The sequence below is a fragment of the Kitasatospora sp. NPDC096147 genome (assembly GCF_044763225.1).
Classification (GTDB): domain Bacteria; phylum Actinomycetota; class Actinomycetes; order Streptomycetales; family Streptomycetaceae; genus Kitasatospora.
The window spans coordinates 148,007-170,198 of sequence record NZ_JBIWFX010000015.1; the positions used below are offsets into that span (position 1 = coordinate 148,007).

Below are 22,192 nucleotides of genomic sequence, written 5' to 3' on the forward strand. Positions count from 1 at the left end.
CTGTGAGATTGAACTGTCTTGACAAGATCCACCCTGGCGGACGGTCCCTCAGATCGCCTCGCCCAGCGCCGCGATCACGTCCGCCCGGCGGGGCTGCCCGGCGGCCCGGCGGACCACCCGGCCGGCCGCGTCCAGCACCAGGACGGTCGGCGTACGCAGGATGTCCAGCCGCCGGACCAGGTCGAGGTTGAGCTCGGCGTCGATCTCCACGTGGGCCACCCCCGGCACCATCGCGGCCACCTCCCCCAGCACCCGCTTGGTCGCCCGGCAGGGCTGGCAGAAGGCGGTCGAGAACTGCACCAACGTCGCCCGCTCGCCCAGCTCGGCCCCCAGCTCCGCCGCCACCAGCACCTGGCCCTCGTCCTTGCCGCGCACCTTCACCCTCCCGTCCCACCGCTTCCTCGCCAGGCCGAAACCGCCCGCGAGCACCAGCACCCCGACGCACACCCAGATCCCGGTCACCGCCCCAGTGTGCGGCACCGGGGCGCACCGCCACTCCCCGGACGGCGTACGGCAGGCGTAGGATCCCGCGCATGGACTCCGCCCGTCTGACCCGCCGTCGAGTGATCGACCTGTGCCGGGTCAGCGCGGGCCGCTGTCGCTGAGACTCCGTCAGCTCGCCGCCCGGTCCGTCACCTCGGAACCGCCCGGAAGCCCGCGCAGTCCGCCGCAGTCCCGTCACCGCCCCCGGAGTCCCCGTGCAGATCGACCCGCGCGGTCCGCGTTTCGCGGCCGTGCTCACCTCCCTCGTGCTGGCCACCGTCCTGATCACCGGCAGCTGGTGGCCGCTGGCCGCCCAGGCCGGCGTCTTCGCCCTCTCGCTGGCCGGCCGCTCCCCCTACGGCTGGCTCTACCGGATCGCCGTCCGCCCCCGGCTCGGGCCGCCGGCCGAGCTGGAGGACGCCCGCCCGCCGCGCTTCGCCCAGGGCGTCGGCCTCGGGTTCGCCCTGGTCGGCACGGCCGGCTTCCTGGCCGGGGCCGACTGGCTGGGCCTGGCCGCCACCGCCGCCGCGCTCGGCGCCGCCTTCCTGAACGCGGCCTTCGACTACTGCCTCGGCTGTGAGATGTACCTCCTGCTGCGCAGGAACCAACTCCGCCCCGGCGGCTGAGCACCCGGGACGGCGGGCCCTCCCGCGAGCCCCGGCCGGCCACGGCGACCACCGGCGTGACATCGACCCCCCCTTCGGGGGATCATGCGCCTGTATCACCCCGTGGCCACCGCGGCGTGCCCGCCTCCGGTCGGCCCCACCCGCACCCCGGGACCACCTGACCGGGCCCAGGCCCGCTGGAAGTAGGGCTGACCGTGGCAGAGTTCGTCTACCCGCCGGTGATCGCGGCGGCGCTGACCGCCTTCAGAGCGCTGGACTGCCGGATCGAGATCATCGGCGCCGAGCACATCCCCGCCCGGGGCGGCGCCGTGCTGGTGAGCAATCACATCAGCTACCTGGACTTCCTCTTCGCCGGGCTCGGCGCCTTCAAGGGCGGCAAGCGCAAGACCCGCTTCATGGCGAAGGACGACGTCTTCAAGCACTCCGTCTCCGGGCCGCTGATGCGCGGCATGAAGCACATCCCGGTGGACCGCACCGACGGCCAGCCCGCCTACGAGGCGGCGGTGAAGGCGCTGCGCGAGGGCGAGGTGGTCGGGGTCTTCCCCGAGGCCACCATCAGCCGCTCGTTCACCCTGAAGAAGTTCAAGACCGGCGCGGCCCGGATGGCGGCCGACTCCGGCACCCCGCTGCTGCCGGTGGTGCTCTGGGGCACCCAGCAGCTGTGGACCAAGGGCCGGCCGAAGACCCTGACCAAGCGTCACGTGCCGGTCACCATCATGATCGGCGAGCCGATCGTGCTGACCCCCGAGGACAAGCCGGTGATGGTCACCCGCCGGCTGCGCGCCGCAATGACCGAGATGCTCGACCGGGCCCAGCGCGACTACCCGGGCAAGCCCAGCGGCCCGGACGACACCTGGTGGCTGCCCGCCCACCTCGGCGGCACCGCCCCCACCCTGGAGGTGGCCGAGGCCGAGGACGAGGCGGAGGCCGCCGCCCGCGCGGAGCGCCGCGCCCAGCGCTGAGCCGCCGTCGGGGCGGGCACCGGCCCTGCCGGTGGCCCGCCCCACCCGCCCGTGGACCCGCCGCAGCCGGTTCCGGACCCGCTCCGCCGAGGCGGGACGCCCGGCCGGGGCAGGGGCCGTGACGCTGGTCCGAGCACGCGGTGGTCAGCCGGGTGCCGGTGGACGGCACCGGGCCGGGCCACCGGGGCGAGCCGGTGCGTTGCTCCGCCTCGGCCTCCGGTGTGGTGCTCACCGCGCACGCGGTCGAGCACGCCGGACTGCTCATGCTCTGCGGCCCGGCCGACCGCAGCGACCCGCCGGGGCGCGGTCCGATGCACCGTCCGGTGCGGCTCGCCCGGGGCCTGATGCCCGATCAGACCGGGCCCTACCGGAACCGGGACCGGGCTCGACCTCAGCCGAGCCGGCCGACCGCCCCCGCCCCCGCCCCCGCCCCCGCCCCCGCCCCCGCCCGGGGGTAATCCGCTGACGGCGGCTCAGACCGAGCCGGACCGGTCGGTGGTGCTCCAGTGCAGGGTCGGGTGGTCGGTGAGGTGCGGGCTGAAATCCACCGAGAGCTGGTCCGGGGCGACCCGGATCGCGTAGGGGTACCTGCCGACCAGCTGCTGCCCCGGCTGGAGCGTGCCGTCGACGAACTTGATCCGGCCGCTGCCGTCGATCAGCAGGTCGTACCTCCCCCCGCCGGGCTCCCGGACGGTGGGCAGACCGATCACCGGCAGCGGCTGCGCGCCGGTGTTCACCAGGGTGAAGGTCAGCTGGATCGCCGAGGCCCCGTCGACCAGGCGGGTGTACTTGCCCACCGCGTAGGGTTCCGGGGCCGCCAGGGTCACCTTCAGGCCGTCGGGGTAGGTGTAGGTCTGACCGAACAGCAGGTGCCGGGCCCGCTCCTCGGCCGCCTCCTTCGCCAGCTTCTCCTCCAGCTCCTTGCGCTTGCGCTCCCGCTCCTCGGCCAGCCGCCGCTGCTCCGCCTCGGCCCGCTCCCGCAGCACGTCCTGCCGCTTCTCCTCGGCCTTCCGCTCCTGGGCCGCCTTCTGCGCGATCACCACGACCGCGCCGCCCTCCACCGCCGTGCCGAGCAACCCGAGCACCCCGAGCAGCACCCCGGCCACCGCCACGCCCCGGTTGGTCGCGGTGCCCCGGCGGGCCCGGCCCACCCCGACCGCGCCGAGCACCACCGCGAGCAGCGCGGGCAGCCACGAGACCCAGAAGAACAGCAGGCCCAGCACCATCAGCACGCTGACCACGCCGAGCACCAGCGCCGCGATGCCCAGCCCGTTGCGCGGCGGCGGACCCGGCACCGGGTACGGCTGCCAGTACGCGCCGCCCGGCCCGGCGGCGGGATACGGGTTCGCCTGCGGGTACGGGTTCGCCTGCGGGTACGGGCCGGGGCCGGCGGTCGGCCGGGGCGGTGGCGCGTCAGGGACCGGGGCCGCCCACGGGTCGGTGGAGTCCGGCGGGGTGGCAGGGGTGGTCATGCGGGGTCCTTCTGACGGTCCGTGACGTGACAGATGAACGTACCAGTCACACCACGAACCGTTCGCGGACGTTTTCCGGCCGGCGGCCGCCGACCGCCGTCAGGCCCGCCGCCTCACCGGCCGAAGGTGTCGATCCCCTCGATCCGCCAGCTGCCGCCGGTCCGCACCGCGTCCAGGGCGAACATCGCCGCCGAGTAGCTCGGCCCGCCCTTGGCGTCGGCGGCGGTGCTGGTGTTGCGCTGGTCGGCGAAGACCAGCAGCCGGGCCCGGTCGCCGTCCAGGACGGCGACCGCGGCGTCCGTGACGGTGGTGGTGAGCACCAGCTTCTTCGCCTCGGCCTGGGCCCGGACCTCGGCGAGCAGCGTCCGGTGCCGGGCCACCGCGCCCCCGGTCAGGTAGCGGGCGGCGGCCTGGTCGGTGCGGGCGGGGGCGGCGTGGTCGTAGGAGAAGAGCGCGTTCACCGCCTCGGTGAGCTGGCCCTTGGCCTCGCTGGTGCGGGCCGGGTCGGTGAGCGCGGTGTTGTGCCGCCCGGAGTCGGCGCGCAGGCCGGCGGCGGCGTAGGAGGAGTAGGCCGCGAAGGCCGCGAGCAGCAGCGCGAGGACCAGCAGCACGGCGGGCAGCCGAGGGCGGCGGGCCCTCGGTACCGGGGCGGCGGCGGGCCTCGGGGCGGTCCTCCCGGCGGGGCGGGCCGTCGGCCCGGCGGTCACGGCGGCGTTCACCGTGGCGGAGGCGGCGGCCAGGCGGCGCTGACGGTTGATCAGGTGGCGGGTGGTGGACATCGCTGCTGGCTCCCTACTGTCCGGTGGTGCCCATCGGGGCCTGGCCGAGGCCGCTGAGCTTCCAGCCCTCGGCGGTCCTGGTCAGCCGGGCGAGCATCCGGCTGTCCTTGCTGGTGGGCTGGGTCTCCTTGGCGGTGCGGACGGTGATCCGGACCGCGACCATGACGGCGGCCTGGCCGGTGCGCTCGTCCAGCTCGGTGACGGCGCCGTCCAGCACCCGGGCCGTGGTGGTGCTCTGCGCCTGCTGCACCTGCTTCTCGAACTCGGCTCGCCCCTGGACCAGTTGGGCGTGCAGCTCACCGGTGGTGGAACGCTCCCAGAGGTCCATCCCCGGGCCGAGCGAGGCGTGGTCCAGGGTGTTGAGGTTCTGCACGGCCTGCTCCCCGGCGGCCAGCACCTGGTCCCTGGCCCGGGCCAGCTCACCGGTGCCGTCGTGGGCGGCGGCGTACCAGGACCAACCGCCCCAGACCGCCAGCAGGGTGGTGACGGCCAGCAGCGTGACGGCCGACAGTTGCAGACGTTCGCGGATCGGGCGCACGAGGCGGGAGCTCCGTCGCACTGGTCTTCCTCCGAAAGGTGGTGGGGCTACAGGGACATCAGGTCGGTGATCACCCATCGCCCGTCCACCGCAGTGGCGGTGACCCGGAGCTGGGCGCCGGTCAGGGTGGGCGGGCCGTCGGCCCGGCGGGCGCTCTGGTCGAGCAGCACCAGCAGTTCGGCCCGGTCGGCGGTCAGCCGGATCACCCCGGTGGCCACCGCCCGGCTGGTCAGCGACATCCGCTGCTCGGTGGTCCAGCCGCGCAGCTGTCCGCTCAGTCGGCGGTACTGCTCCTCGGCCCGGCCGGCGAATCCGGCCCCGGCTGCGGTCCGGGCCGTCTCGTCCTGGTCGGCGGAGTAGGAGAACGCCCGCCCGAGCACGGCCTCCACCTGCGTGGTCACCCGGGCCTGGGCCGCCGGGTCCGTCCCGGTCAGGTCCGCGCGGTCGGCCCCGGCGCGCACCTGCCACCCGGCGCCGGCCAGCGCCGCCCCGGCCAGCAGGACCACGACCGGGGCCGCGCGGCGCAGCCACGCCCGCGCCCGACCGCCCGGCCGGTCCACGGCCTGGGCCCCCGCTTCGATCCCGGTCGCCACCACGACGGCCGCCATCAGGGCGCCCCCACCGGCACGGTGGTCAGCCCGGATGCCTTCCACCCGCCGTCACGGCGGACCAGCTCCACCGCGACCCGGCGGCGGTCGGTGGTGACGGTGCCGTCGGCCAGCGTCTGCCGCAGCCGCAGCACGGCGATCAGCCCGGCCGTGCCGGCCTCGCGGTCCAAGCGGGTGAGCGCGGCCTCGGCGACGGTCGCCGAGGTGGTGGTGCCGGTGGCCACGTCCTCGGCCGGGTCGGTGGCCGCGACCTCCAGCCGGGAGCGCAACGGGCCGTCGGCGACCGCCCGCCAGCGGGCCCGGGTGCCCTCCGGGTCGCGGCCGTCCGCGCTGCCGAGCACCTCGGCGGCCGTCCGCCCGGCTGCCGTTGCGGCGTCCCGGGCGCGCACCCCGGCCGTCGCCCGCTCGGCCTGCCACCAGCTGGCGGCGCCCGCGAGCAGGGCCAGCAGCGCCACCGTCCAGAGGAGTTGACGGCCCGTCGGGAGCCGCCTCACCGGCCGGCCCCCGGGGTGGCCGGGGCGACCGGGGTCGGCACCCCGCCCTTGGGGGCGTTGCCCGAGCCCCGCACCGCGGTCCCGGACGAGGCGGCGGCCTCGCAGCGGGCGGCGGTGTTGAGCGGCGGTGCGGTGCCGGTGTCCAGGCCGTTGCGGTAGACGGTGGCCTCGTAGCCCTCGGTGCAGGGCAGCGGGGAGAAGAAGGTGACGGCCATCCCCATCCTGGCGCCCTGCTCGGTGATGGCGGTGGAGCCGGCCGCCGCCACCTCCGGGAGCCGCACCAGCAGTTCCTCGATGCCGTGCTGGCGGGTCAGGCCCAGCTCGGCGGTGGTCAGCAGGTTGGCCAGCAGCACGCTGGTGCCGGGATCGAGCTGGTCCATCAGCGCGCTGACCTGTCCGGCGGCCTGCGGCCCGTTCGCGATCACCTTCCGCAGGTCACCGTCGGAGCGCTTGAGCTGGGCCGCCAGCGCGGCCGCCCCGGTGGCGAAGGAGCGGATCGCGTCGCCCTCCTCGGCCTGGGTGCGCAGCACGGTCTCACCGTCCACGATCAGCCGGGTGGTGGCGGGCAGGGCGTCGTCCGCCGCCTGGAGGAAGGTGCGGCTGCCGTCCAGCAGGGCCTGGAGGTTGTCGGCCTGGCCGTTGAAGGCGGTGCCGAGTTCGTCGACCACCGTGCGCAGCGAGCCGAGCGGCACGGAGCCGACCAGGGCATCGGTCCGGGTCAGCAGGTCGGTGACCGGCGCCGGCACGCTGGTGGCGGACCGCGGGATCTCCGCGCCGTCGGCCAGGAAGGGTCCCTGGTCGGTCTCGGGGCGCAGGTCGACGTACTGCTCGCCGACCGCCGACAGTCCGGCCACCGCGGCGGTCAGCCGGGCCGGGATCGGCGGCGCCTCGGAGGAGATCCGCAGCTCGGCCCGGACCCCGTCCGGGGTGAGCCGGATCGCGCCGACCCGTCCCACCGAGACGCCCCGGTAGGTCACGTCGGCGTGCTCGAACAGCCCTCCGGTGCGCTCCAGTCGGAGGTCGATGCGGTAGTAGTCGCGCAGGCCGACGTAGCGGCCGAGGTCGGCGTGCTGGACGGCGATGTAGCCGAGCACCAGCACCGCGACCAACAGGAAGGCGAGGTTCTTCGCCCGGATGGCCCAGGTCAGCATCAGCGGGTCCTCCCCGGTGCGCGGCCCGCCGAGGGCAGCGGGAACGGCAGCTTGGACGGCAGCCGCCGGGCCTCCGGCGAGGCCGGGTCGGTGGGCTGATCCGTCGGCTGGTCCGTGGGCTGGTCGGTCGGTACGTCGGTCGGCTGGTCCGTGGGCTCCTCCGTCGGTTCCTCGGTGGGCTCCTCGGTCGGCTCCTCGGTCGGCTCGGGCGTGGGCTTGACGGGCGGCGCGGCGGTGTCGTCCGGGTCCAGCTCCGGGAAGACCGCGGTGCCGGGGGCGGCGGCCAGGTCGAGGTAGACGTTCAGGTAGTCGCCCTTGACCCCGCGCAGCACCTCGTCGGTGAACGGGTAGGTGAGCAGCACCTGGAGCGAGTCCGGCAGCGCCTTGCCCGCGTCCGCCAGGCCGCGCAGCACCGGGGCCAGCGCCTTCAGGTCGGCCACCACGTCCTCCTTGCTGCGGTTCACGGTGTCCACCGCGACCCCCGAGAGGGTGTCCAGGGACCGGAGCAGGGTGACGAGTTCGCCGCGCTGCTCCTCCAGCACCTTCAGGCCGGGGCTGAGGCCGGTGAGCACGGTGCCGATCTGCCGGTCCCGGGTCGCCAGGGTGGCGGCCAGCCGGTCCATCCCGTCCAGCGCGGCGGTCAGGTCCGCCCGATGGGCGTCCAGCTCGCCGGTGAAGGTCTTCAACCGGTCCATCACGGACCGCAGTTGGGCCTCGTTGCCGGTCATCGCGGCGCCCAGCTCGGTGGTGATGGTGCGCAGCTGGTCGATCCCGCCGCCGTTCAGCAGCATCGACAGTGCGCCGAACACCTCCTCCACCTCGGTCGAGCGGCCGGTGAACTCGGCCGGGATGACGGCCCCGTCGGTCAGCCGGCCGCCACCGCCGTCCTGGCCCTCGGCGGGAGCGGTCAGCCGGACGTACTTCTCGCCGAGCAGCCCGGCCTGGGCCACCTCGGCCCGGCTCCCGCTCGGCAGCTTCACGTCACCGTTGACCCGCAGGGTGACCACCGCGCTCCAGTCCTCGGCCAGCGCGATGCCGGTGACCCGGCCGACCGCCACCCCGTTCACCTTCACCGCCGACTGCGGCACCAGGCTGAGCACGTCGGCGAAGCGGGCCTCCAGGCGGTAGGAGTGGTCGCCGAGTTCGGCCCCGCCGGGCAGCGGGGCGTCCTGGAGGCCGCCGAAGCCGGTGCATCCGGCGGCCAGGGTGGCGGCCAACGCCACGGACAGGTACCGCAGGTGACGTGTCATCGGTCCACTCCGGGCAGCGGCAGCGGCAGGGTCGGTCCGGCCAGTTCGGTCAGGTTGGCCCGGCCGGTGACGGTGCCGGTCTTCGGGTCGTAGGCGCGCAGCAGGTTCTGCGCGGCCAGCGGGGCGGTGTCCAGCAGCTCGGCCAGCGAGGCCCGCTGGTCCACCAGGCTCTGGGTGATCGGCACCAGTTGGTCGATGCCGTTCGCCAGCCTGGTGCGGTTGTCCTCCACGAAGGTCTTCACCTCGCCCAGGGCGACGGCGAGTTGGTGCAGGGCCAGGCCCAGCTCCTCCTTGTCGTCGGCCAGGTAGGAGCTGACGGCGGCGATCCGGTCGGTGGCGGAGCGGACCCGGCCGTCGTTCTCCTTCAGCATCGCGGTGAAGGACTGCAACTGCTCCAGGGTGGCGAACAGGTCCCCGCTGGAGCCGGACAGCGTCTTGGCGGCCCGTCCGAGCTGCTCGATCGAGTCGCCGATCGCCTTGCCGTTCCCGCCCAGGTTCTTCGCCCCGGTGTCCAGCAGCCGCGACAGCGCGCCCTGGGAGTTCGCGCCGTCCGGGCCGAGCGCGGTGGCCAGCTCGGTCAGGCTGGCGTAGAGCTGGTCGATCTCGACCGGCTGGGCGGTGCGCTCCACCGGGATCACCGCCCGGTCGGCCAGCAGCGGGCCCTCGGTCCAGGCCGGGGTGAGCTGCACGTACCGGTCGGCCACCACGCTGGGGGCGACCACCACGGCCGAGGCGCCGGCCGGCACCTTCACCCCGTGGTCCAGGCCGAGTTCGACCCGCACCCGGGCGCCCTCGGGGTGCACCTCGCGGACGGTGCCGACCTTGACGCCGAGCACCCGCAGGTCGGAGCCCGGGTAGACGCCGATGGCGTGGTCGAAGTACACCGTCACCCGGCTTCCCTCCGGGCCGGGGACGGCGATCAGGGCGGCCACCAGCGCGGCCACGGCGGCGGCGGCACTGATCAGCACCCGGCTCCGGCCGGACAGCCCGCTCACGACCGGTCTCCGGCCGGCCGGACCGGACGGCAGCCGCTGGCGGGTGCCGCTCCGTCGGGCAGGTAGGACGGCGGCACCACGCCGCAGAGGTAGGCGTCGAACCACCGGCCGCTGCCCAGCGTGTTGCCCATCAGCCGGTAGTACGGGCCGAGCAGCGCCAGCGTCTGGTCCAGACTCTGCTGATTGGTCCTCAGGACCCCGGTGACCCGGGCCAGGGCGTCCAGGGTGGGCGCCAGTTGGCGTTCGTTGTCCTTCACCAGGCCGCTCAGCTGGGTGGCCAGCGCGCTGGTGCCGGTGAGCAGCTGGCGCACCGCGTCGCGGCGCCGCTGGAGCTCGGCCAGCAGTGAATCCCCGTCCTCCAGCAGGGCGCTGAAGCGCTCGTTCTGATCGGCCACGGTCTTGGTCAACTGACGGCTCCCGGCGAGGAGTTCGGCCAGCCGGGCGTCCCGGTCGGCGATGGTGCGGGAGAGCCCGGCCAGGCCCTCGGCGGCGCTGCGCACCGATGCGGGGGTGGTGGCGAAGGTGTCCGAGATGGTGCGGAAGGACTCGGCCAGCTTGGCGGTGTCGATCGCCCCCACCGTCTTGCCCAGGCCCTCCAGCGCCTGGGTGACATCGTAGGGCGAGGTGGTCCGGGCCGCCGGGATGGTGGTGTCCGGGTCCTGTTCGCCGACGCCCAGCGGGTCCAGTGCCAGGTACTTGGCGCCGAGCACGGTGCGGATGCCGATCGCGGCGGTGGAGGCGTCGCCCACCCACAGGTCGTCGACCCGGAAGCCCACCCGCACCCGGGCACCGCGCAGCTCCACCTCGGTCACCTTGCCGACCTTGGCCCCGGCGACCCGCACCTCGTCGCCGGGGCGCAGCCCGCCGGCCTCGGTGAACTCGGCGGTGTACGCGGTGCCCCGGCCCAGCAGCGGCAGCCGGTCGCCCTGGTAGGCGAGGCCGCAGAGCAGCAGGATCACCAGCAGGCCGACCGCGCCGACCGCCACCGGGCTGCGCTCGCGCAGCGGGCGGAACAGCGGCCCGCGCACCCTGGCGCCCTCGTCGGTCCGGCTCATCCCCGGCACCTCGCTTCGTCCACGGTGAGCCCGGTCGGCGGCGCGGAGCCGTCGCCGGTGCTCACGCCCGTCACGGTGGCCTGGCACAGGTAGAGGTTGAACCAGGAGCCGTAGGAGGCCAGCCGGCCCAGCACGGTCAGCTTCTCCGGGCTGCGCTTGAGGAAGGCCTCCAACTGCGTGCTGTTGTCGGCCAGTCCGGCCGAGAGCCGGCCCAGCTCGCCGATGGTGTCCTTCAGCGGGGCCCGGGTGTCGGCCAGCAGCCCGGCCGTGCTCGCGGTCAGCGCGCCGACCGAGCGCACCGCCTCACCGATCGGCTGCCGGTCCTTGTTGAAGCCGGCCACCAACTGCTGGAGGGTGGAGACCAGTTCGGTGAAGCCCTGGTCGTGGGTGTTCACCGTGGCGACCACCGTGTTGAGGTTCTCGATCACCCGGCCGATCACCTCGTCCTTGGCGGCCAGCGTGCTCGTCAGCGAGCCGACGCTGCGCAGCAGCCCCTCGACCGTGCCGCCCTGGCCCTGGAACACCTGGACGATCTCCTCGGCCAGCCTGTTCACCTCGTCCGGGGCCAGGCCCTGGAACAGCGGCTGGAAGCCGCTGAACAGCTGGGTCAGGTCCAGCGCGGGGCGGGTGCGCTCCACCGGGATGGTCGCCCCCGGTGCCAGCTGCTCCGACAACGGGCCGGTGCCACGCGCGAGTTCGAGGTAGCGGCGGCCGACCAGGTCGAGGTAGCGGACCGAGGCGGTGGCGCTGCCGGGCAGGGTGGTGCCCTTGCGGACCCTGAACCGGACCAGCGCGAACCGGCGGTCCGCCACGCCGACCGACTCCACCTCGCCGACCCGCACGCCGGCGATCCGCACGCTGTCACCGGCCGACAGCCCGGTCACGTCGGTGAAGCGGGCCCGGTAGCCGACGGTGTCGCCCACCCCGGTGTCGGCGATGCCGAAGGCCAGGGCGGTGGTGGCGAGCGCGGTGACCAGGACGAAGACCAGCGACTTGACCACCGGTCCGAGCAGGCTGCGCCGTCTCACGAGAGCCTCACCTCCGTGCCCCGCAGCAGCGGCCCGGCCAGCACGCTGCTCCAGTCCGGCAGGTCGCCGGCCGGTGCCAGCAGTTCGTTCACCAGGGCGTTCTCCTGCGGTGAGTTGGGCAGGCCGAGCCCGGCCGAGGTGGGGGCCGGGAAGCCCCGCTCGGCCGGCCCGGCGGGCGGCGTGGTGCCGCGCCCGGTGTAGGGGGTGTCGTAGCACCGGGGTCCGCCGGAGGCGGTGTAGGCCGGGGTGTCGCGGCCGGGCCGGTAGCGGCCCGGGTCCGGCACCGCCTGGACGGTGACGTGCAGGCCGGGCTTGTCGGTGCCCTTGCCGAGCGCCTTGTCCATCACCGGCACGAAGTCGGCCAGGGTGCGCAGGGTGCACGGGTACGCGGGGGCGTACTCGGCCAGCAGCTCCAGGGTGGCCCGGCTGTCGGTGGCCAGCCGGATCAGCGTCTGCTGGTTGCGGGTCAGGAAGTCGGTGACGTCCCCGGCCGCCGCCGTGGAGGAGGTGTAGAGCGCGCGCAGCCCGGCCCGCTCGCGGGCCAGCGTGGCGGTGGTGGTGGTGAAGTCGGTGAACGCCCGCAGCAGGTCGGGGGCGGCGTCCTCGTACACCTGGCTGACCGTCACCAGCCGCTTGATGTCCCGGTTCAGCGCCGGGAGTTCGGGGTTGAGCCGGGCCAGGTGGGCGTCCAGCTGGGTGAGGGTGGCGCCGAGCTGGGCGCCGCGTCCGCGCAGCGCGGTGGAGACCGCGCTCAGGGTGGCCGCCAGCTTGTCCGGCTGGACGGCGCTGAGCAGCGGCAGCAGGTGGTCCAGCACCTGCTCCAGCTCGGCGGCCTCGGCGGTGGTGTCCTGGGTGATCCGGGCACCGGCCCGCAGCGTGCCGCCGGCCTGGCCGGTCGGGACCAGCGCCACGTAGCGCTCGCCGAACAGCGTGGTCGGCAGCAGGCGGGCGCTCACCCCGGCCGGGATCTCCGGCAGCCTCGCCGGGTCCAGGGCCAGCGTGAGGCGGGCCTGCCGGCCGTCGGCGCCGATCTCGCGGACCCGGCCGACCACCACGCCGCGCAGCTTGACGTCGGCGTTCACCCGCAGCTCGTTGCCGGAGGCGTTGGTCTCCAGCAGCACGGTGGCCTCGTCGCTGAAGGTCTTGCGGTAGACGGCGACGCAGAGCGCGGCCAGCAGCGCGGGCACCAGCAGGAAGACCAGGCCCAGCACCGCCCGGGTGGGCCGGCGGCGGTCGGTGCGGAAGGCGCTCATCCGGTCACCCGCACGGTGGTGGTGGCGCCCCAGATGGCCAGCGAGAGGAAGAAGTCGGTGATGCTGATGATGACGATCGCGTTGCGCACCGAGCGGCCGACGGCGATGCCGACCCCGGCCGGGCCGCCACTGGCGTGGAAGCCGTAGTAGCAGTGCGCCAGGATCACGATCACGCTGAACAGCAGCACCTTCAGCCCCGACAGCAGCACGTCCTCGGGGGCCAGGAACAGCCCGAAGTAGTGGTCGTAGGTGCCGGGTGACTGTCCGTTGACGAAGACCGTGACGGCCCGGGAGGCGGCGTAGGAGGAGAGCAGCCCGATGCCGTAGAGCGGCACCACGGCCACCACTCCGGCGATGATCCGGGTGGTCACCAGGTAGGGCAGGCTGCGGATGCCCATGCCCTCCAGGGCGTCCACCTCCTCGTTGATCCGCATCGCGCCGAGCTGGGCGGTGAAGCCGGCCCCGACGGTGGCCGACAGCGCCAGCCCGGCCACCAGCGGGGCGATCTCGCGGGTGTTGAAGTAGGCCGAGATGAAGCCGGTGAAGGCGGTGGTGCCCAGCTGGTTCATCGCCGCGTGCCCCTGCAGGCCGACCACCGTGCCGGTGGCGGCGGTCATCCCGACCATCACCCCGACGGTGCCGCCGATCACGCCCAACCCGCCGCTGCCGAAGGCGACTTCGGCCAGCAGCCGCTGCACCTCGCGGAAGTAGCGGCGCAGCGCCCGGGGCACCCAGAGCAGGGCGGCCAGGTGGAAGACCAGGTGGTCGCCGACGGTCTCCAGTGAGGCCAGCGGGCCGCGGCCGGCGCGGCGCGGCAGCGCCATCTCAGGCTCCCTTCTGCGGGATGGTCCGCAGGTACACGGCGGTGATCACCACGTTGATCAGGAACAGCAGCAGGAAGGTGATCACCACGGTCTGGTTCACCGCGTCGCCGACGCCCTTGGGGCCGCCGCGCGGGTTGAGGCCCCGGTAGGCGGCCACGATCCCGGCCACGAAGCCGAAGACCAGCGCCTTCAGCTCGCCGACGTAGAGGTCCGGCAGCTGGGCCAGGGCGGAGAAGCTGGCCAGGTAGGCACCCGGAGTGCCGCCCTGGAGCATGACGTTGAAGAAGTAGCCGCCCAGCGTGCCGACCACCGAGACCAGCCCGTTCAGCAGCACCGAGACCGCCATCGCGGCCAGCACCCGGGGCACCACCAGGCGCTGGACGGGCGAGACGCCCATCACCGCCATCGCGTCCAGCTCCTCGCGGATCTTGCGCGAGCCGAGGTCGGCGCAGATCGCCGAGCCGCCCGCCCCGGCGATCAGCAGCGCCACGATCAGCGGGCTGGCCTGCTGGATCACCGCCAGCACGCTGGCCCCGCCGGTGAACGACTGGGCCCCCAACTGACCGGCTAGTGAGCCCACTTGGAGCGCGATCACGGCGCCGAACGGGATCGACACCAGCGCGGCGGGCAGGATCGTCACACTGGCCAGGAACCAGAACTGCTCGATCAGCTCGCGGACCTGGAACGGCCGGCGGAAGGTGTCCCGCAGCGTGGTGGCGGCCAGCGCGATCAGCTGCCCGGTCTGCCGCAGCCCGCCCGCCACCGGGTTCCCGGTGCTCATCGCAGCACCGCCCGGCGGCGCGGCGGCAGGCCCGGCGAGGGCTGCAACTGCCTCGGCAGCGGCTCCGGCCCGGCCTCCTGGTAGGGCTCCTCCAGCGCCAGCTGGGCCTCGTCCTTCTCCTCCGACATCCCGATCGGCCCCTCCCGGCGCCCGCCGAGGAACTGCCGCACCACCGGCTGACGGCTGGTCAGCAGCTCCTCCCGGGAGCCGAAGGCCACCAGCCGGCGGCGGAACAGCATGCCGATGTGGTCCGGCACGGTGGCCGCGATGTCCAGGTTGTGGGTGACGATCAGCATGGTGGCGCCGATCTGCGCGTTCAGGTCCACCAGCAGCTGGGACAGGTAGGAGGTGCGGACCGGGTCCAGGCCGGAGTCCGGCTCGTCGCAGAGCACGATCTCCGGGTCCAGCACCAGCGCCCGGGCCAGCCCGGCCCGCTTGCGCATGCCGCCGGAGATCTCCCCCGGCAGCTTGGCCTCGGCCCCGTTCAGGCCGACCATCTCCATCCGCTCCAGCACGATCCGGCGGATCTCCGCCTCGGTCTTGCGGGTGTGCTCGCGCAGCGGGAAGGCCACGTTGTCGTAGAGGTTCAACGAGCCGAACAGCGCGCCGTCCTGGAACATCAGGCCGAACCGGCGGCGGGCCCGGTAGAGCTCCCGGTCCGAGCCGCGCACCATGTCGACGCCGTCCACCAGCACCCGGCCGCGCTCGGGGCGCAGCAGGCCGATCACCGACTTCAGGAAGACCGTCTTGCCGGTGCCCGAGGGCCCGAGCAGCACGGTGATCTCACCGGCCGGCAGGGTCAGCGTGACGTCCTCCCAGACGGTCTGCCGGCCGAAGGACTTGGTCAGTCCCTCGACGGTCACCTCGATCCCCATCCCGGCCCCCTCAGCCCTGTCCCTGCTCGGCGGTGCCGAGGCGGTGCGGCAGGGCCGGCAGCTCGATCTGCGGCTCGCACCCGTTCGGCTGGTCACTGGTCGGGGTGCAGATCGCCCCCTGCACCAGGTTGAGCGAGTTGCCCGGCCCCGAGACGGCGGCGGTGAACAGCGCGTCCAGGTTCTCGGCCGCCGATCCGCAGCCCCGGAACTCCGGTATCACCAGGTTCCGTTGGGAGAGCGGGCCGCCGCCCTGGAGGGTGTAGTCCGGCTTGCCGTCCCCGCCGCCGGGCAGGTAGTCGTCCTGCCGGCCCTTCAGCTCCAGCGCGACCGGGCGGGCGGTGCGGCAGTTCGGCCCGACGTCCAGCGGGACGCCGTTCACCTTCACGTCCCGCAGCTTGATCCACTGGTAGCCGGTGATGGTGAACTCGGCGGGCTGGTCCCAGTCCGAGTTGCCCGTCGCCACGATGGTCAGCAGGCCCTGCGGCACCAGCTCCATCACGGCGCTGGTCGGCATGAAGCCGTAGGTGAGGAAGGTGGTCTCGGCGGGCGGGAGCTGGAGGTGCGCGAGGGTGTCCGCCTCGAAGTACGGCTGCTGCCCCTCCGGCGGGTCCCAGAGCGTGACGAACCGCCGGGTCATGTTCAGCGCGGCCAGCGCCGGCTTCTTCGCCGGGTCGTTGACCACCGCCGCCTGGCGCTGCTTGCGCACGTTGGCGAAGCCCACCGCGTAGGCGCAGGCCGGCACCGCCGGGAACGGCTCCATGTCCGGCAGCGGCAGCACCATCGCCCCCTCCGGGACCGGCGGCAGCTTGGCCTTGTCCAACTCGCCCTCCGGCGGCGGCGGGCAGACGTCCAGGCTGGTCGGCGGCGGCGGTTCGTCCTCCGCCGTCCGCACGGCGGCGGGCCCGCGCCCGGTCACCGCCCCCGACGGAGCACCGGGCACCGTGCCCACCAGCAGAGCGGCCAGCAGGACGGCGGCCGGTCGCGCGGGCACGGCAAGGCGACGCGCTGCGTCCCTCATCTGTGGACTCCTATCGGCTCGGGACGCAGGACAGTACGGCCGGGTAACAAGCCCTCACAAGCGATCGCACGCGGATCGCCGGGAGCGCTCTCGGCCGGCCGGATTTCCTGTCACCTGATGACAAAGCACCCCTGACGTCCTGTCACCGGATGCGTAGGCGTGGAGACGCGCGTGCCCGGCCCCGGGCGGTGGCCCGGGGCCGGGCACGGGTGGCTCACGGGGAGGTGATGACCTGCGAACCGCTCAGCACGTACGCGGCGTTGTAGACCGCCGGGTCGTTGTTGTTCAGCAGCCCGAGGCAGGAGCCGGAGACGCCGTAGGCGTGCAGGTCACCGCCGCTGATGGTGAGCGTCTTGGTGGAGTTGCTGTAGGTGCCGGTCAGGGTGGCCGGCGTGGTGGAGGTCGGGCCCGCGAAGTCGGCCGTGCAGCCGGCTCCGCTGATGTGGGCCTTCACCCCGGTCAGGGTGCCGGTGGTGACACCGGTGCCGGCGTTGTAGCTGACCGCGTTCAGCGACCACGGCAGACCCACCGGGGTGACGCTGAAGGTGATGCCCAGCGGACCGGAGCAGCTGGCCCAACTCACCGAGGTGATGGAGGAGATGCCCACGCCGGTGGCGCTGCTGGTGGCCAGCGTGCCGGCCGCCGAGGAGGAGGTGCAGGTCAGCTTGGTGCCGGTCTTGGTGTCGGTCAGCTTCGGCGAGGTCGCCTTGGCCGTCCAGGGGCCGCCCGGGCTGGCGGTCCAGCCGGCCAGCAGGCCGGAGGAGGAGTGCTGGGTGCCGGCCGTCGCGGTGGTCGGGGCGAGCGTCAGGCCGGCGGTGGCGGCGAATGCCGCGACCGCCACCAGGGCGCCCTTGACAGGCTTGCGCACGATGGGTCCTCTCTGTGGGGGCGGACACGCTCGGCGTGCCCAACTCCACTGTTCAAACGGTGAGTTGACGCCTGAGCGATCCGGTGATGCGAGGCGTATCGGGTGGGGCCGCCCTCGCAGATCCGGACATTACGCGCCGGTAATGAAGCCCCGCAACGGAGCCGTCACGGTTCCGGGAATCCCGTCCTCGCGGCGCGGATTTCTTGTCCCGGCACCAACAGAAACCCGGGCCGCCCTTGTCCTCGGGTGAGCCTCCTGTCCCACCCCGTAGCACCGGGTGCCAATCCCGTAGCGGAGGACCGACCGGCAATTCCCCGTCCCGACCGGTGCGCGGACGACCACTCGTGCCCTATCGTCAGCGAACCACCACACGTCGTATGCGTCCGGCCACGCCCCGGGCGCCAGGGGGACTCATGGCCACGCCACGCCGGGTGCCCGGCTCCAGCTCGCCGCTCGACCAGGTACCGCGTGAGCTCGCCGCCGTGATGCGGCCCGAACTCCCCAGCCTGCTCAAGGAGATGGCCGCCGAGATCGTCGCCACCATCCCCGAGTACCGGGAGCTCCTGGAGGGCCCGGCCGCCCGGGTCATCCGGGTCGGCATCGAGCAGAACATCGCCACCTTCGTCGACCAGGTCGCCGCCCCGACCGCCACCACCTCGCTCCGGGACGAGATCTGCCGCCGCTTCGGCCGGCACGAGGCCTTCGAGGGCCGCAGCCTCGACATGCTCCAGGACGCCTACCGGATCGGCTGCCAGGTCGCGCTGCGCCGGGTCCGCGCCGTCGGCCGCCGGCACAACCTCTCCGCCGCCGTACTGATGGCCTTCGCCGACGCCCTGTTCGCCTACATGGGCGAGATCGCCGAACTCTCCCGCGAGGGCTACCTCCAGGCCATGGCCGAGCTCGGCGAGGAGCCCGACAACCGCCGCCGCCGGCTGCTGCGCCGCATCCTCGGCGGCACCGGAGCGGCCCGCTCCGCCCTCGCCGAACTGGCCGACCACGCCGCCTGGCCGCTCCCCGAGCAGGTCACCCTGGTCGCCCTCGCCCCCGGCGCCCGCCCGCACCGCGGCGTGCTCGACCGCGACGTGCTGCTCGACCTCGCCGACCGCGAACCCCACCTGCTGTTACCCGGCCCCCTCACCCCCGCCCGCCGCGAGGGCCTCACCGCCGCCCTGACCGGCTGCCACGCCGCCGTCGGCCTCACCACCCCGCTGGCCGAGGCGGCCGACTCGCTCCGCTGGGCCCGCCGCCTCCTCCCGTACACCACCGGCCCCCTGACCTACTGTCAGGACCACCTCGTGCACCTCTGGCTGCTCAGCGACCCGGCCCTGCTGCACCAGCTCGACCGGCACTACCTCGCCCCGCTCGCCGCCCTCACCCCCACCCGGCGGGCCCGGCTGCTGGAGACCCTGCGGGCCTGGCTCACCACCCGGGCCAGCGCCCCCGAGCTGGCCGACCAGCTGGGCGTGCACCCGCAGACCGTCCGCTACCGACTGCGCGTCCTGGACCGCGCCTTCGGCGAACGCCTCGCCGACCCGGAGTCCCGCTTCGCCACCGAGATCGTGCTCCGGGCCACCGCCCTCACCGGCCCGCCGGCCCCCGGGAGCTGACCGGACGTCGGCTACCGCCGGGTAGGGCACCCTTCCGCTCCGGGCACGGAGCATCCAGGATGAGCCCATGACGACCGCGATATCGCACCGCTACGTCGAATCCGCCAGTGGCCTGCGCATGCACGTCGCCGAGGCCGGCCGGGGCCCGCTGGTCCTGCTGCTGCACGGCTTCCCGGAGAGCTGGTACTCCTGGCGCCACCAGCTCACCGCGCTGGCCGAGGCCGGCTACCACGCCGTCGCCCCCGACCAGCGCGGCTACGGCCGGACCGGCGGCCCGGAGGCGGTGGACCAGTACACCATCCTCCAACTCGCCGGTGACGCACTCGGGTTGATCCCCGCCCTGGGCGCCGACCGGGCCGTGGTGGTCGGCCACGACTGGGGCGCCCCGGTGGCCTGGCACGCCGCGCTGTTCCGTCCCGACCTGGTGCGCGGGGTGGTGGGCCTCTCCGTGCCGCCCTTCCCCCGGATGCCGGTGCGGCCCACCGAGCTGTTCCGCAAGGTCTTCGGCGACGCCTACTACATGCTGCACTTCCAGCAACCCGGCGTCGCCGACGCCGAGTTGGCCCGGGACCCGGACACCACCTTCCGCCGCCTGCTGGCCGGCCGGTCCGCCGACCCGGCCGGCCTCACCCCACTGGTCCCCGAGGGCGGGGGCTTCCTCGACGCCTTCCGCAGCCCCGAGACCCTCCCCGCCTGGCTCACCGAGGCCGACCTCGCCCACTTCGCCGCCGAGTTCACCCGGACCGGCTTCACCGGCCCGCTCAACTGGTACCGCAACCTGGACCGGAACTGGGAGCTCACCGCCCCCTGGCAGAACGCCCGCATCCGGCCCCCGGCCCTGCTGGTGGTCGGCGACCGCGACCTGGTCGTCGCCAACGACGCCACCAAGGCCGTCATCGCCACCCTCGACCAGCACGTCCCCGGCATCGCCGCCCCGGTCTGGCTCACCGACTGCGGCCACTGGACCCAGCAGGAGAAGCCCGCCGAGGTCAACGCCGCCCTGCTCGACTTCCTCGCCGACCTGCCCTGACCCGCCTCCGGGGACGGCGGCGGGGGCGGGCCCCCCCCCGGGGGGGCGGGCCCCCCCCCGGGGGGGGGGGGGGGGGCCCCACCCCCCCCCCCCCGCCCGGGCCCCGCCCCCCGGGGGCCCCCCCCCGCCCCCCGCCCCGCCGCGCCGGGGGGCGGCCCCCCCCGCCCCGCCCCGCCCCCCCCCCCCGGCCCCCCCCCCCCGGGGGGGGGGGGGGGGCCCCCCCCCCCCCGGGGGGGGCCGGGCCCCGCCGCTCGGTGGTCTCGCTGCGTCCCTACTGCCCCATCACGTAACGGACCGTCGGCCCGGTGGTCCAGCCACCGTCCACCGCCAGCTCGGCGCCGGTGATGTAGGACGCCTCGTCCGAGAGCAGGAAGACCGTCGCCGCCGCGATCTCCGGCGCCTCACCGACCCGGCCCATCGGCGTGTTCGGGTAGTTGCCCTCACCGCGCTCGATCCCCACCTGCGCCGTCATCGGCGTGTAGGTCATCCCCGGGTGCACGGAGTTGATCCGGATCCGGTCCACCCCCAGCTCCACCGCCCCGATCTTGCTCAGCCCGCGCACCGCCCACTTGGAGGCGCCGTAGCCGGCCGTCAGCGCCAGGCCCATCAGACCGGCCGCCGAGGAGATGTTGACGATCGAGCCGCCGCCGGCGTCCCGCAGCGCCGGGACCACGGTCTTCATCCCGATGAACACCCCGGTCAGGTTGATGTCGACCACCTTGCGGAAGTGCTCGACCGACTCGTCCACCAGGAAGCTGCCCGAGGAGATCCCGGCGTTGTTCACCAGCCCGTGCAGCCCGCCGAACTCCGCCACCGCGAAGGCGACCACGGCCGCCCACTCCTCCTCGGAGGTCACGTCGTGGTGGTGGTAGCGCACCTTCTCGCCCAACTCGGCGGCGGTGGCCCGGCCTTCCTCGTCCAGCACGTCGGTGATCACCACGTTGGCACCGGCCGCCACGGCCTGCCGGGCCGCCTCGGCGCCCAGGCCGCGCGCTCCGCCGGTGATCAGGACGGTCTTCCCGTTGAGCTGGGTCATGTCTGCTTGCTCCTTGCCATGGTGGTGCTCGGTACTCGGTGCTCCCGGTCGGCGGGGGTGGTGCCGACCGGTGTCTGTGGGTGGGTCAGTCCTCGGCGCCCGGCTCCGGGAGCGGAGCGGTGAGCATCGCCCCGGCCATCGCCACCAGATCCGCGAGGAACAGCGGCTCGGCCGTCAGCACCCGCTCCCCCGCCGCGAGTTGACGGGCCCGCTCGGCCAGTGCCGCGCCGATCAGGGTGAGCGTCAGGTCGATCCGCTCCAGCCGGATCGGCTCCGGCACGTCGAGCAGGGCCACCTCCAGCTCCCCGATCAGCCGCCAGTACCCGCCGCCCGCCAGGTGGGGGTGCGGCTCACGGGTCCGGATGCCGCTCCGGTGGCTGATCTGCGCCGCGATCCGCAGCCCGTTGCGCCCCGGCCCGGACCGCAGCTCCGCCGCCTCCGACGCCACCAGCGCCGCCAGCAGCTCGGACAGCGCCCGCCCCTCGGGCTCCGGCAGGATGCCGGCCAGCGAACGCTCGGCCCGCTCCTGCCGCTCCCGCATCACCGCGTCCAACAGCCCTTCACGCGAACCGAAGTGGTACTGCACGGCCGACGGGTTGGACTGCCCCGCCAACCTGACCACGTCACGCAACTGGGCGCCGTGCACCCCCTGTTCGGCGAACAGGTGGGCGGCAGCCCGGATCAGCAGCTCGCGGGTGGGCGTGCCACCCGCCGGAGTTCTCGGCATGCCACCACTGTAATGCTGACCATTATTAATGTCGAACGAAGAGACGGCCGGTGGGGCTCCGGGCGTCAGCCTCGGGGCCCCACCGGCCGGTCGGCTCAGCCCGTCAGTCGAGGCAGAACTCGTTCCCCTCGATGTCCCGCATCACGATGCAGGACTCGTTCTCCTCGTCGGCGTAGAGCACCACGTCACAGACCGCCCCGAGCGCCACCAGCCGGTCCCGCTCGGCCTCCAGCACCGCCAGCCGCTCCGCCCCGACCAGCCCGGTGCCGGCCCGCACGTCGACGTGCACCCGGTTCTTCGCGGTCTTCCCCTCCGGCACCGGCTGGAAGTAGAACCGCGGCCCCTCCCCCGACGGGTCGACAGCCGCCGACCAGGCCCCCGGCCCCGAGGCCGGCAGCGAACTCACGTACTCGTCCCAGGTGGCGAACCCCTCGGGTGTGGGCGGCGCGACGTAGCCGAGCACCTCGCGCCAGAAGCGGGCGACCCGCTCCGGCTCGGCGCAGTCGAACGTGATCTGGATCTTCCGGAGCGTGGCCATCCGGCCACCGTAGCAACAAGGATCACCCACGGCACCGGGATATCCGCCCGCCATCTGCCCCGACCCAGAACGCAGAGAAGCCCCCTGACGAATCGTCAGGGGGCTTCTCTTGAATGATTGTTCGGCGGCGTCCTACTCTCCCACAGGGTCCCCCCTGCAGTACCATCGGCGCTGTGAGGCTTAGCTTCCGGGTT

24 protein-coding genes and 1 rRNA gene are annotated in these 22,192 nt (G+C 74.1%); 4 read left to right on the forward strand and 21 right to left on the reverse strand.

What is annotated here, in order from left to right:
* Positions 1-48 precede the first annotated feature (48 nt).
* Positions 49-462: a TlpA family protein disulfide reductase gene (locus ACIRBX_RS32685; protein WP_402302722.1), complete on the reverse strand. Its 414-nt coding sequence runs from the start codon at positions 460-462 to the stop codon at positions 49-51.
* Between the two features lie 236 nt (positions 463-698).
* Here ACIRBX_RS32685 and ACIRBX_RS32690 point away from each other — a divergent pair, with 236 nt between their 5' ends.
* Complete coding sequence (locus ACIRBX_RS32690; RefSeq protein ID WP_402302723.1) at positions 699-1,109, forward strand: DUF4395 domain-containing protein; 411 nt, start codon at positions 699-701, stop codon at positions 1,107-1,109.
* 194 nt (positions 1,110-1,303) lie between these two features.
* On the forward strand, positions 1,304-2,071 hold the full coding sequence (locus ACIRBX_RS32695; RefSeq protein ID WP_402302726.1) for a lysophospholipid acyltransferase family protein: 768 nt from the start codon (positions 1,304-1,306) through the stop codon (positions 2,069-2,071).
* Positions 2,072-2,544: 473 nt separating this feature from the next.
* Here the strand turns inward: ACIRBX_RS32695 and ACIRBX_RS32700 are convergent, their stop codons facing one another.
* The 16 genes from ACIRBX_RS32700 to ACIRBX_RS32775 form a co-directional block, all read right to left on the reverse strand.
* Positions 2,545-3,543 carry a cell envelope integrity protein TolA gene (locus ACIRBX_RS32700; RefSeq protein WP_402302727.1) on the reverse strand — a complete coding sequence of 333 codons (999 nt, stop codon included), beginning with the start codon at positions 3,541-3,543 and terminating at the stop codon, positions 2,545-2,547.
* 113 nt (positions 3,544-3,656) lie between these two features.
* Positions 3,657-4,322 carry a hypothetical protein gene (locus tag ACIRBX_RS32705; RefSeq protein WP_402302730.1) on the reverse strand — a complete coding sequence of 222 codons (666 nt, stop codon included), beginning with the start codon at positions 4,320-4,322 and terminating at the stop codon, positions 3,657-3,659.
* Positions 4,323-4,335: 13 nt separating this feature from the next.
* Positions 4,336-4,938 carry a hypothetical protein gene (locus ACIRBX_RS32710; protein ID WP_402302732.1) on the reverse strand — a complete coding sequence of 201 codons (603 nt, stop codon included), beginning with the start codon at positions 4,936-4,938 and terminating at the stop codon, positions 4,336-4,338.
* On the reverse strand, positions 4,908-5,468 hold the full coding sequence (locus ACIRBX_RS32715) for a hypothetical protein (protein ID WP_402302734.1): 561 nt from the start codon (positions 5,466-5,468) through the stop codon (positions 4,908-4,910). Before ACIRBX_RS32715 ends, ACIRBX_RS32710 begins: the two co-directional genes overlap by 31 nt.
* Positions 5,468-5,962 (reverse strand): hypothetical protein, encoded by a 495-nt coding sequence (locus ACIRBX_RS32720; protein WP_402302737.1) that lies wholly within the window; start codon positions 5,960-5,962, stop codon positions 5,468-5,470. Before ACIRBX_RS32720 ends, ACIRBX_RS32715 begins: the two co-directional genes overlap by 1 nt.
* Complete coding sequence (locus tag ACIRBX_RS32725; protein ID WP_402302738.1) at positions 5,959-7,113, reverse strand: MlaD family protein; 1,155 nt, start codon at positions 7,111-7,113, stop codon at positions 5,959-5,961. The genes ACIRBX_RS32720 and ACIRBX_RS32725 overlap by 4 nt, the downstream gene beginning before the upstream one ends.
* Positions 7,113-8,363: an MCE family protein gene (locus ACIRBX_RS32730; RefSeq protein WP_402302741.1), complete on the reverse strand. Its 1,251-nt coding sequence runs from the start codon at positions 8,361-8,363 to the stop codon at positions 7,113-7,115. Before ACIRBX_RS32730 ends, ACIRBX_RS32725 begins: the two co-directional genes overlap by 1 nt.
* Positions 8,360-9,349 carry an MCE family protein gene (locus ACIRBX_RS32735; RefSeq protein WP_402302778.1) on the reverse strand — a complete coding sequence of 330 codons (990 nt, stop codon included), beginning with the start codon at positions 9,347-9,349 and terminating at the stop codon, positions 8,360-8,362. The genes ACIRBX_RS32730 and ACIRBX_RS32735 overlap by 4 nt, the downstream gene beginning before the upstream one ends.
* Before the next feature lie 5 nt (positions 9,350-9,354).
* On the reverse strand, positions 9,355-10,413 hold the full coding sequence (locus tag ACIRBX_RS32740; protein ID WP_402302743.1) for an MCE family protein: 1,059 nt from the start codon (positions 10,411-10,413) through the stop codon (positions 9,355-9,357).
* Positions 10,410-11,441, reverse strand: a complete 1,032-nt coding sequence (locus ACIRBX_RS32745; RefSeq protein WP_402302745.1) for an MCE family protein — start codon at positions 11,439-11,441, stop codon at positions 10,410-10,412. Before ACIRBX_RS32745 ends, ACIRBX_RS32740 begins: the two co-directional genes overlap by 4 nt.
* Positions 11,438-12,694: an MCE family protein gene (locus ACIRBX_RS32750; RefSeq protein WP_402302746.1), complete on the reverse strand. Its 1,257-nt coding sequence runs from the start codon at positions 12,692-12,694 to the stop codon at positions 11,438-11,440. Before ACIRBX_RS32750 ends, ACIRBX_RS32745 begins: the two co-directional genes overlap by 4 nt.
* Complete coding sequence (locus ACIRBX_RS32755) at positions 12,691-13,518, reverse strand: MlaE family ABC transporter permease (protein ID WP_402302747.1); 828 nt, start codon at positions 13,516-13,518, stop codon at positions 12,691-12,693. The genes ACIRBX_RS32750 and ACIRBX_RS32755 overlap by 4 nt, the downstream gene beginning before the upstream one ends.
* A gap of 1 nt (position 13,519) precedes the next feature.
* Complete coding sequence (locus ACIRBX_RS32760; RefSeq protein WP_402302749.1) at positions 13,520-14,299, reverse strand: MlaE family ABC transporter permease; 780 nt, start codon at positions 14,297-14,299, stop codon at positions 13,520-13,522.
* Positions 14,296-15,174: an ABC transporter ATP-binding protein gene (locus ACIRBX_RS32765; protein WP_402302752.1), complete on the reverse strand. Its 879-nt coding sequence runs from the start codon at positions 15,172-15,174 to the stop codon at positions 14,296-14,298. Before ACIRBX_RS32765 ends, ACIRBX_RS32760 begins: the two co-directional genes overlap by 4 nt.
* A gap of 10 nt (positions 15,175-15,184) precedes the next feature.
* Entirely contained in the window at positions 15,185-16,192 is a 1,008-nt protein-coding gene (locus tag ACIRBX_RS32770) for a hypothetical protein (protein WP_402302755.1), read from the reverse strand.
* A 214-nt stretch (positions 16,193-16,406) separates the two neighbouring features.
* Complete coding sequence (locus ACIRBX_RS32775; protein WP_402302757.1) at positions 16,407-17,060, reverse strand: hypothetical protein; 654 nt, start codon at positions 17,058-17,060, stop codon at positions 16,407-16,409.
* A 413-nt stretch (positions 17,061-17,473) separates the two neighbouring features.
* On the opposite strand from ACIRBX_RS32775, the gene ACIRBX_RS32780 reads away from it, so the two are divergent.
* Together ACIRBX_RS32780 and ACIRBX_RS32785 are read left to right on the forward strand one after the other, a co-directional pair.
* Positions 17,474-18,667, forward strand: a complete 1,194-nt coding sequence (locus tag ACIRBX_RS32780) for a helix-turn-helix domain-containing protein (protein WP_402302760.1) — start codon at positions 17,474-17,476, stop codon at positions 18,665-18,667.
* Positions 18,668-18,734: 67 nt separating this feature from the next.
* Positions 18,735-19,697 (forward strand): alpha/beta fold hydrolase, encoded by a 963-nt coding sequence (locus ACIRBX_RS32785; RefSeq protein WP_402302762.1) that lies wholly within the window; start codon positions 18,735-18,737, stop codon positions 19,695-19,697.
* 271 nt (positions 19,698-19,968) lie between these two features.
* Here ACIRBX_RS32785 and ACIRBX_RS32790 read toward each other — a convergent pair whose 3' ends face one another.
* The 4 genes from ACIRBX_RS32790 to rrf form a co-directional block, all read right to left on the reverse strand.
* Positions 19,969-20,733, reverse strand: a complete 765-nt coding sequence (locus ACIRBX_RS32790; RefSeq protein WP_402302765.1) for a glucose 1-dehydrogenase — start codon at positions 20,731-20,733, stop codon at positions 19,969-19,971.
* Between the two features lie 85 nt (positions 20,734-20,818).
* Positions 20,819-21,460, reverse strand: a complete 642-nt coding sequence (locus ACIRBX_RS32795) for a TetR/AcrR family transcriptional regulator (protein ID WP_402302767.1) — start codon at positions 21,458-21,460, stop codon at positions 20,819-20,821.
* A gap of 103 nt (positions 21,461-21,563) precedes the next feature.
* Entirely contained in the window at positions 21,564-21,998 is a 435-nt protein-coding gene (locus tag ACIRBX_RS32800; RefSeq protein WP_402302768.1) for a VOC family protein, read from the reverse strand.
* Positions 21,999-22,117: 119 nt separating this feature from the next.
* A 5S ribosomal RNA gene (gene rrf / locus ACIRBX_RS32805) occupies positions 22,118-22,192 on the reverse strand; the annotation flags it as partial.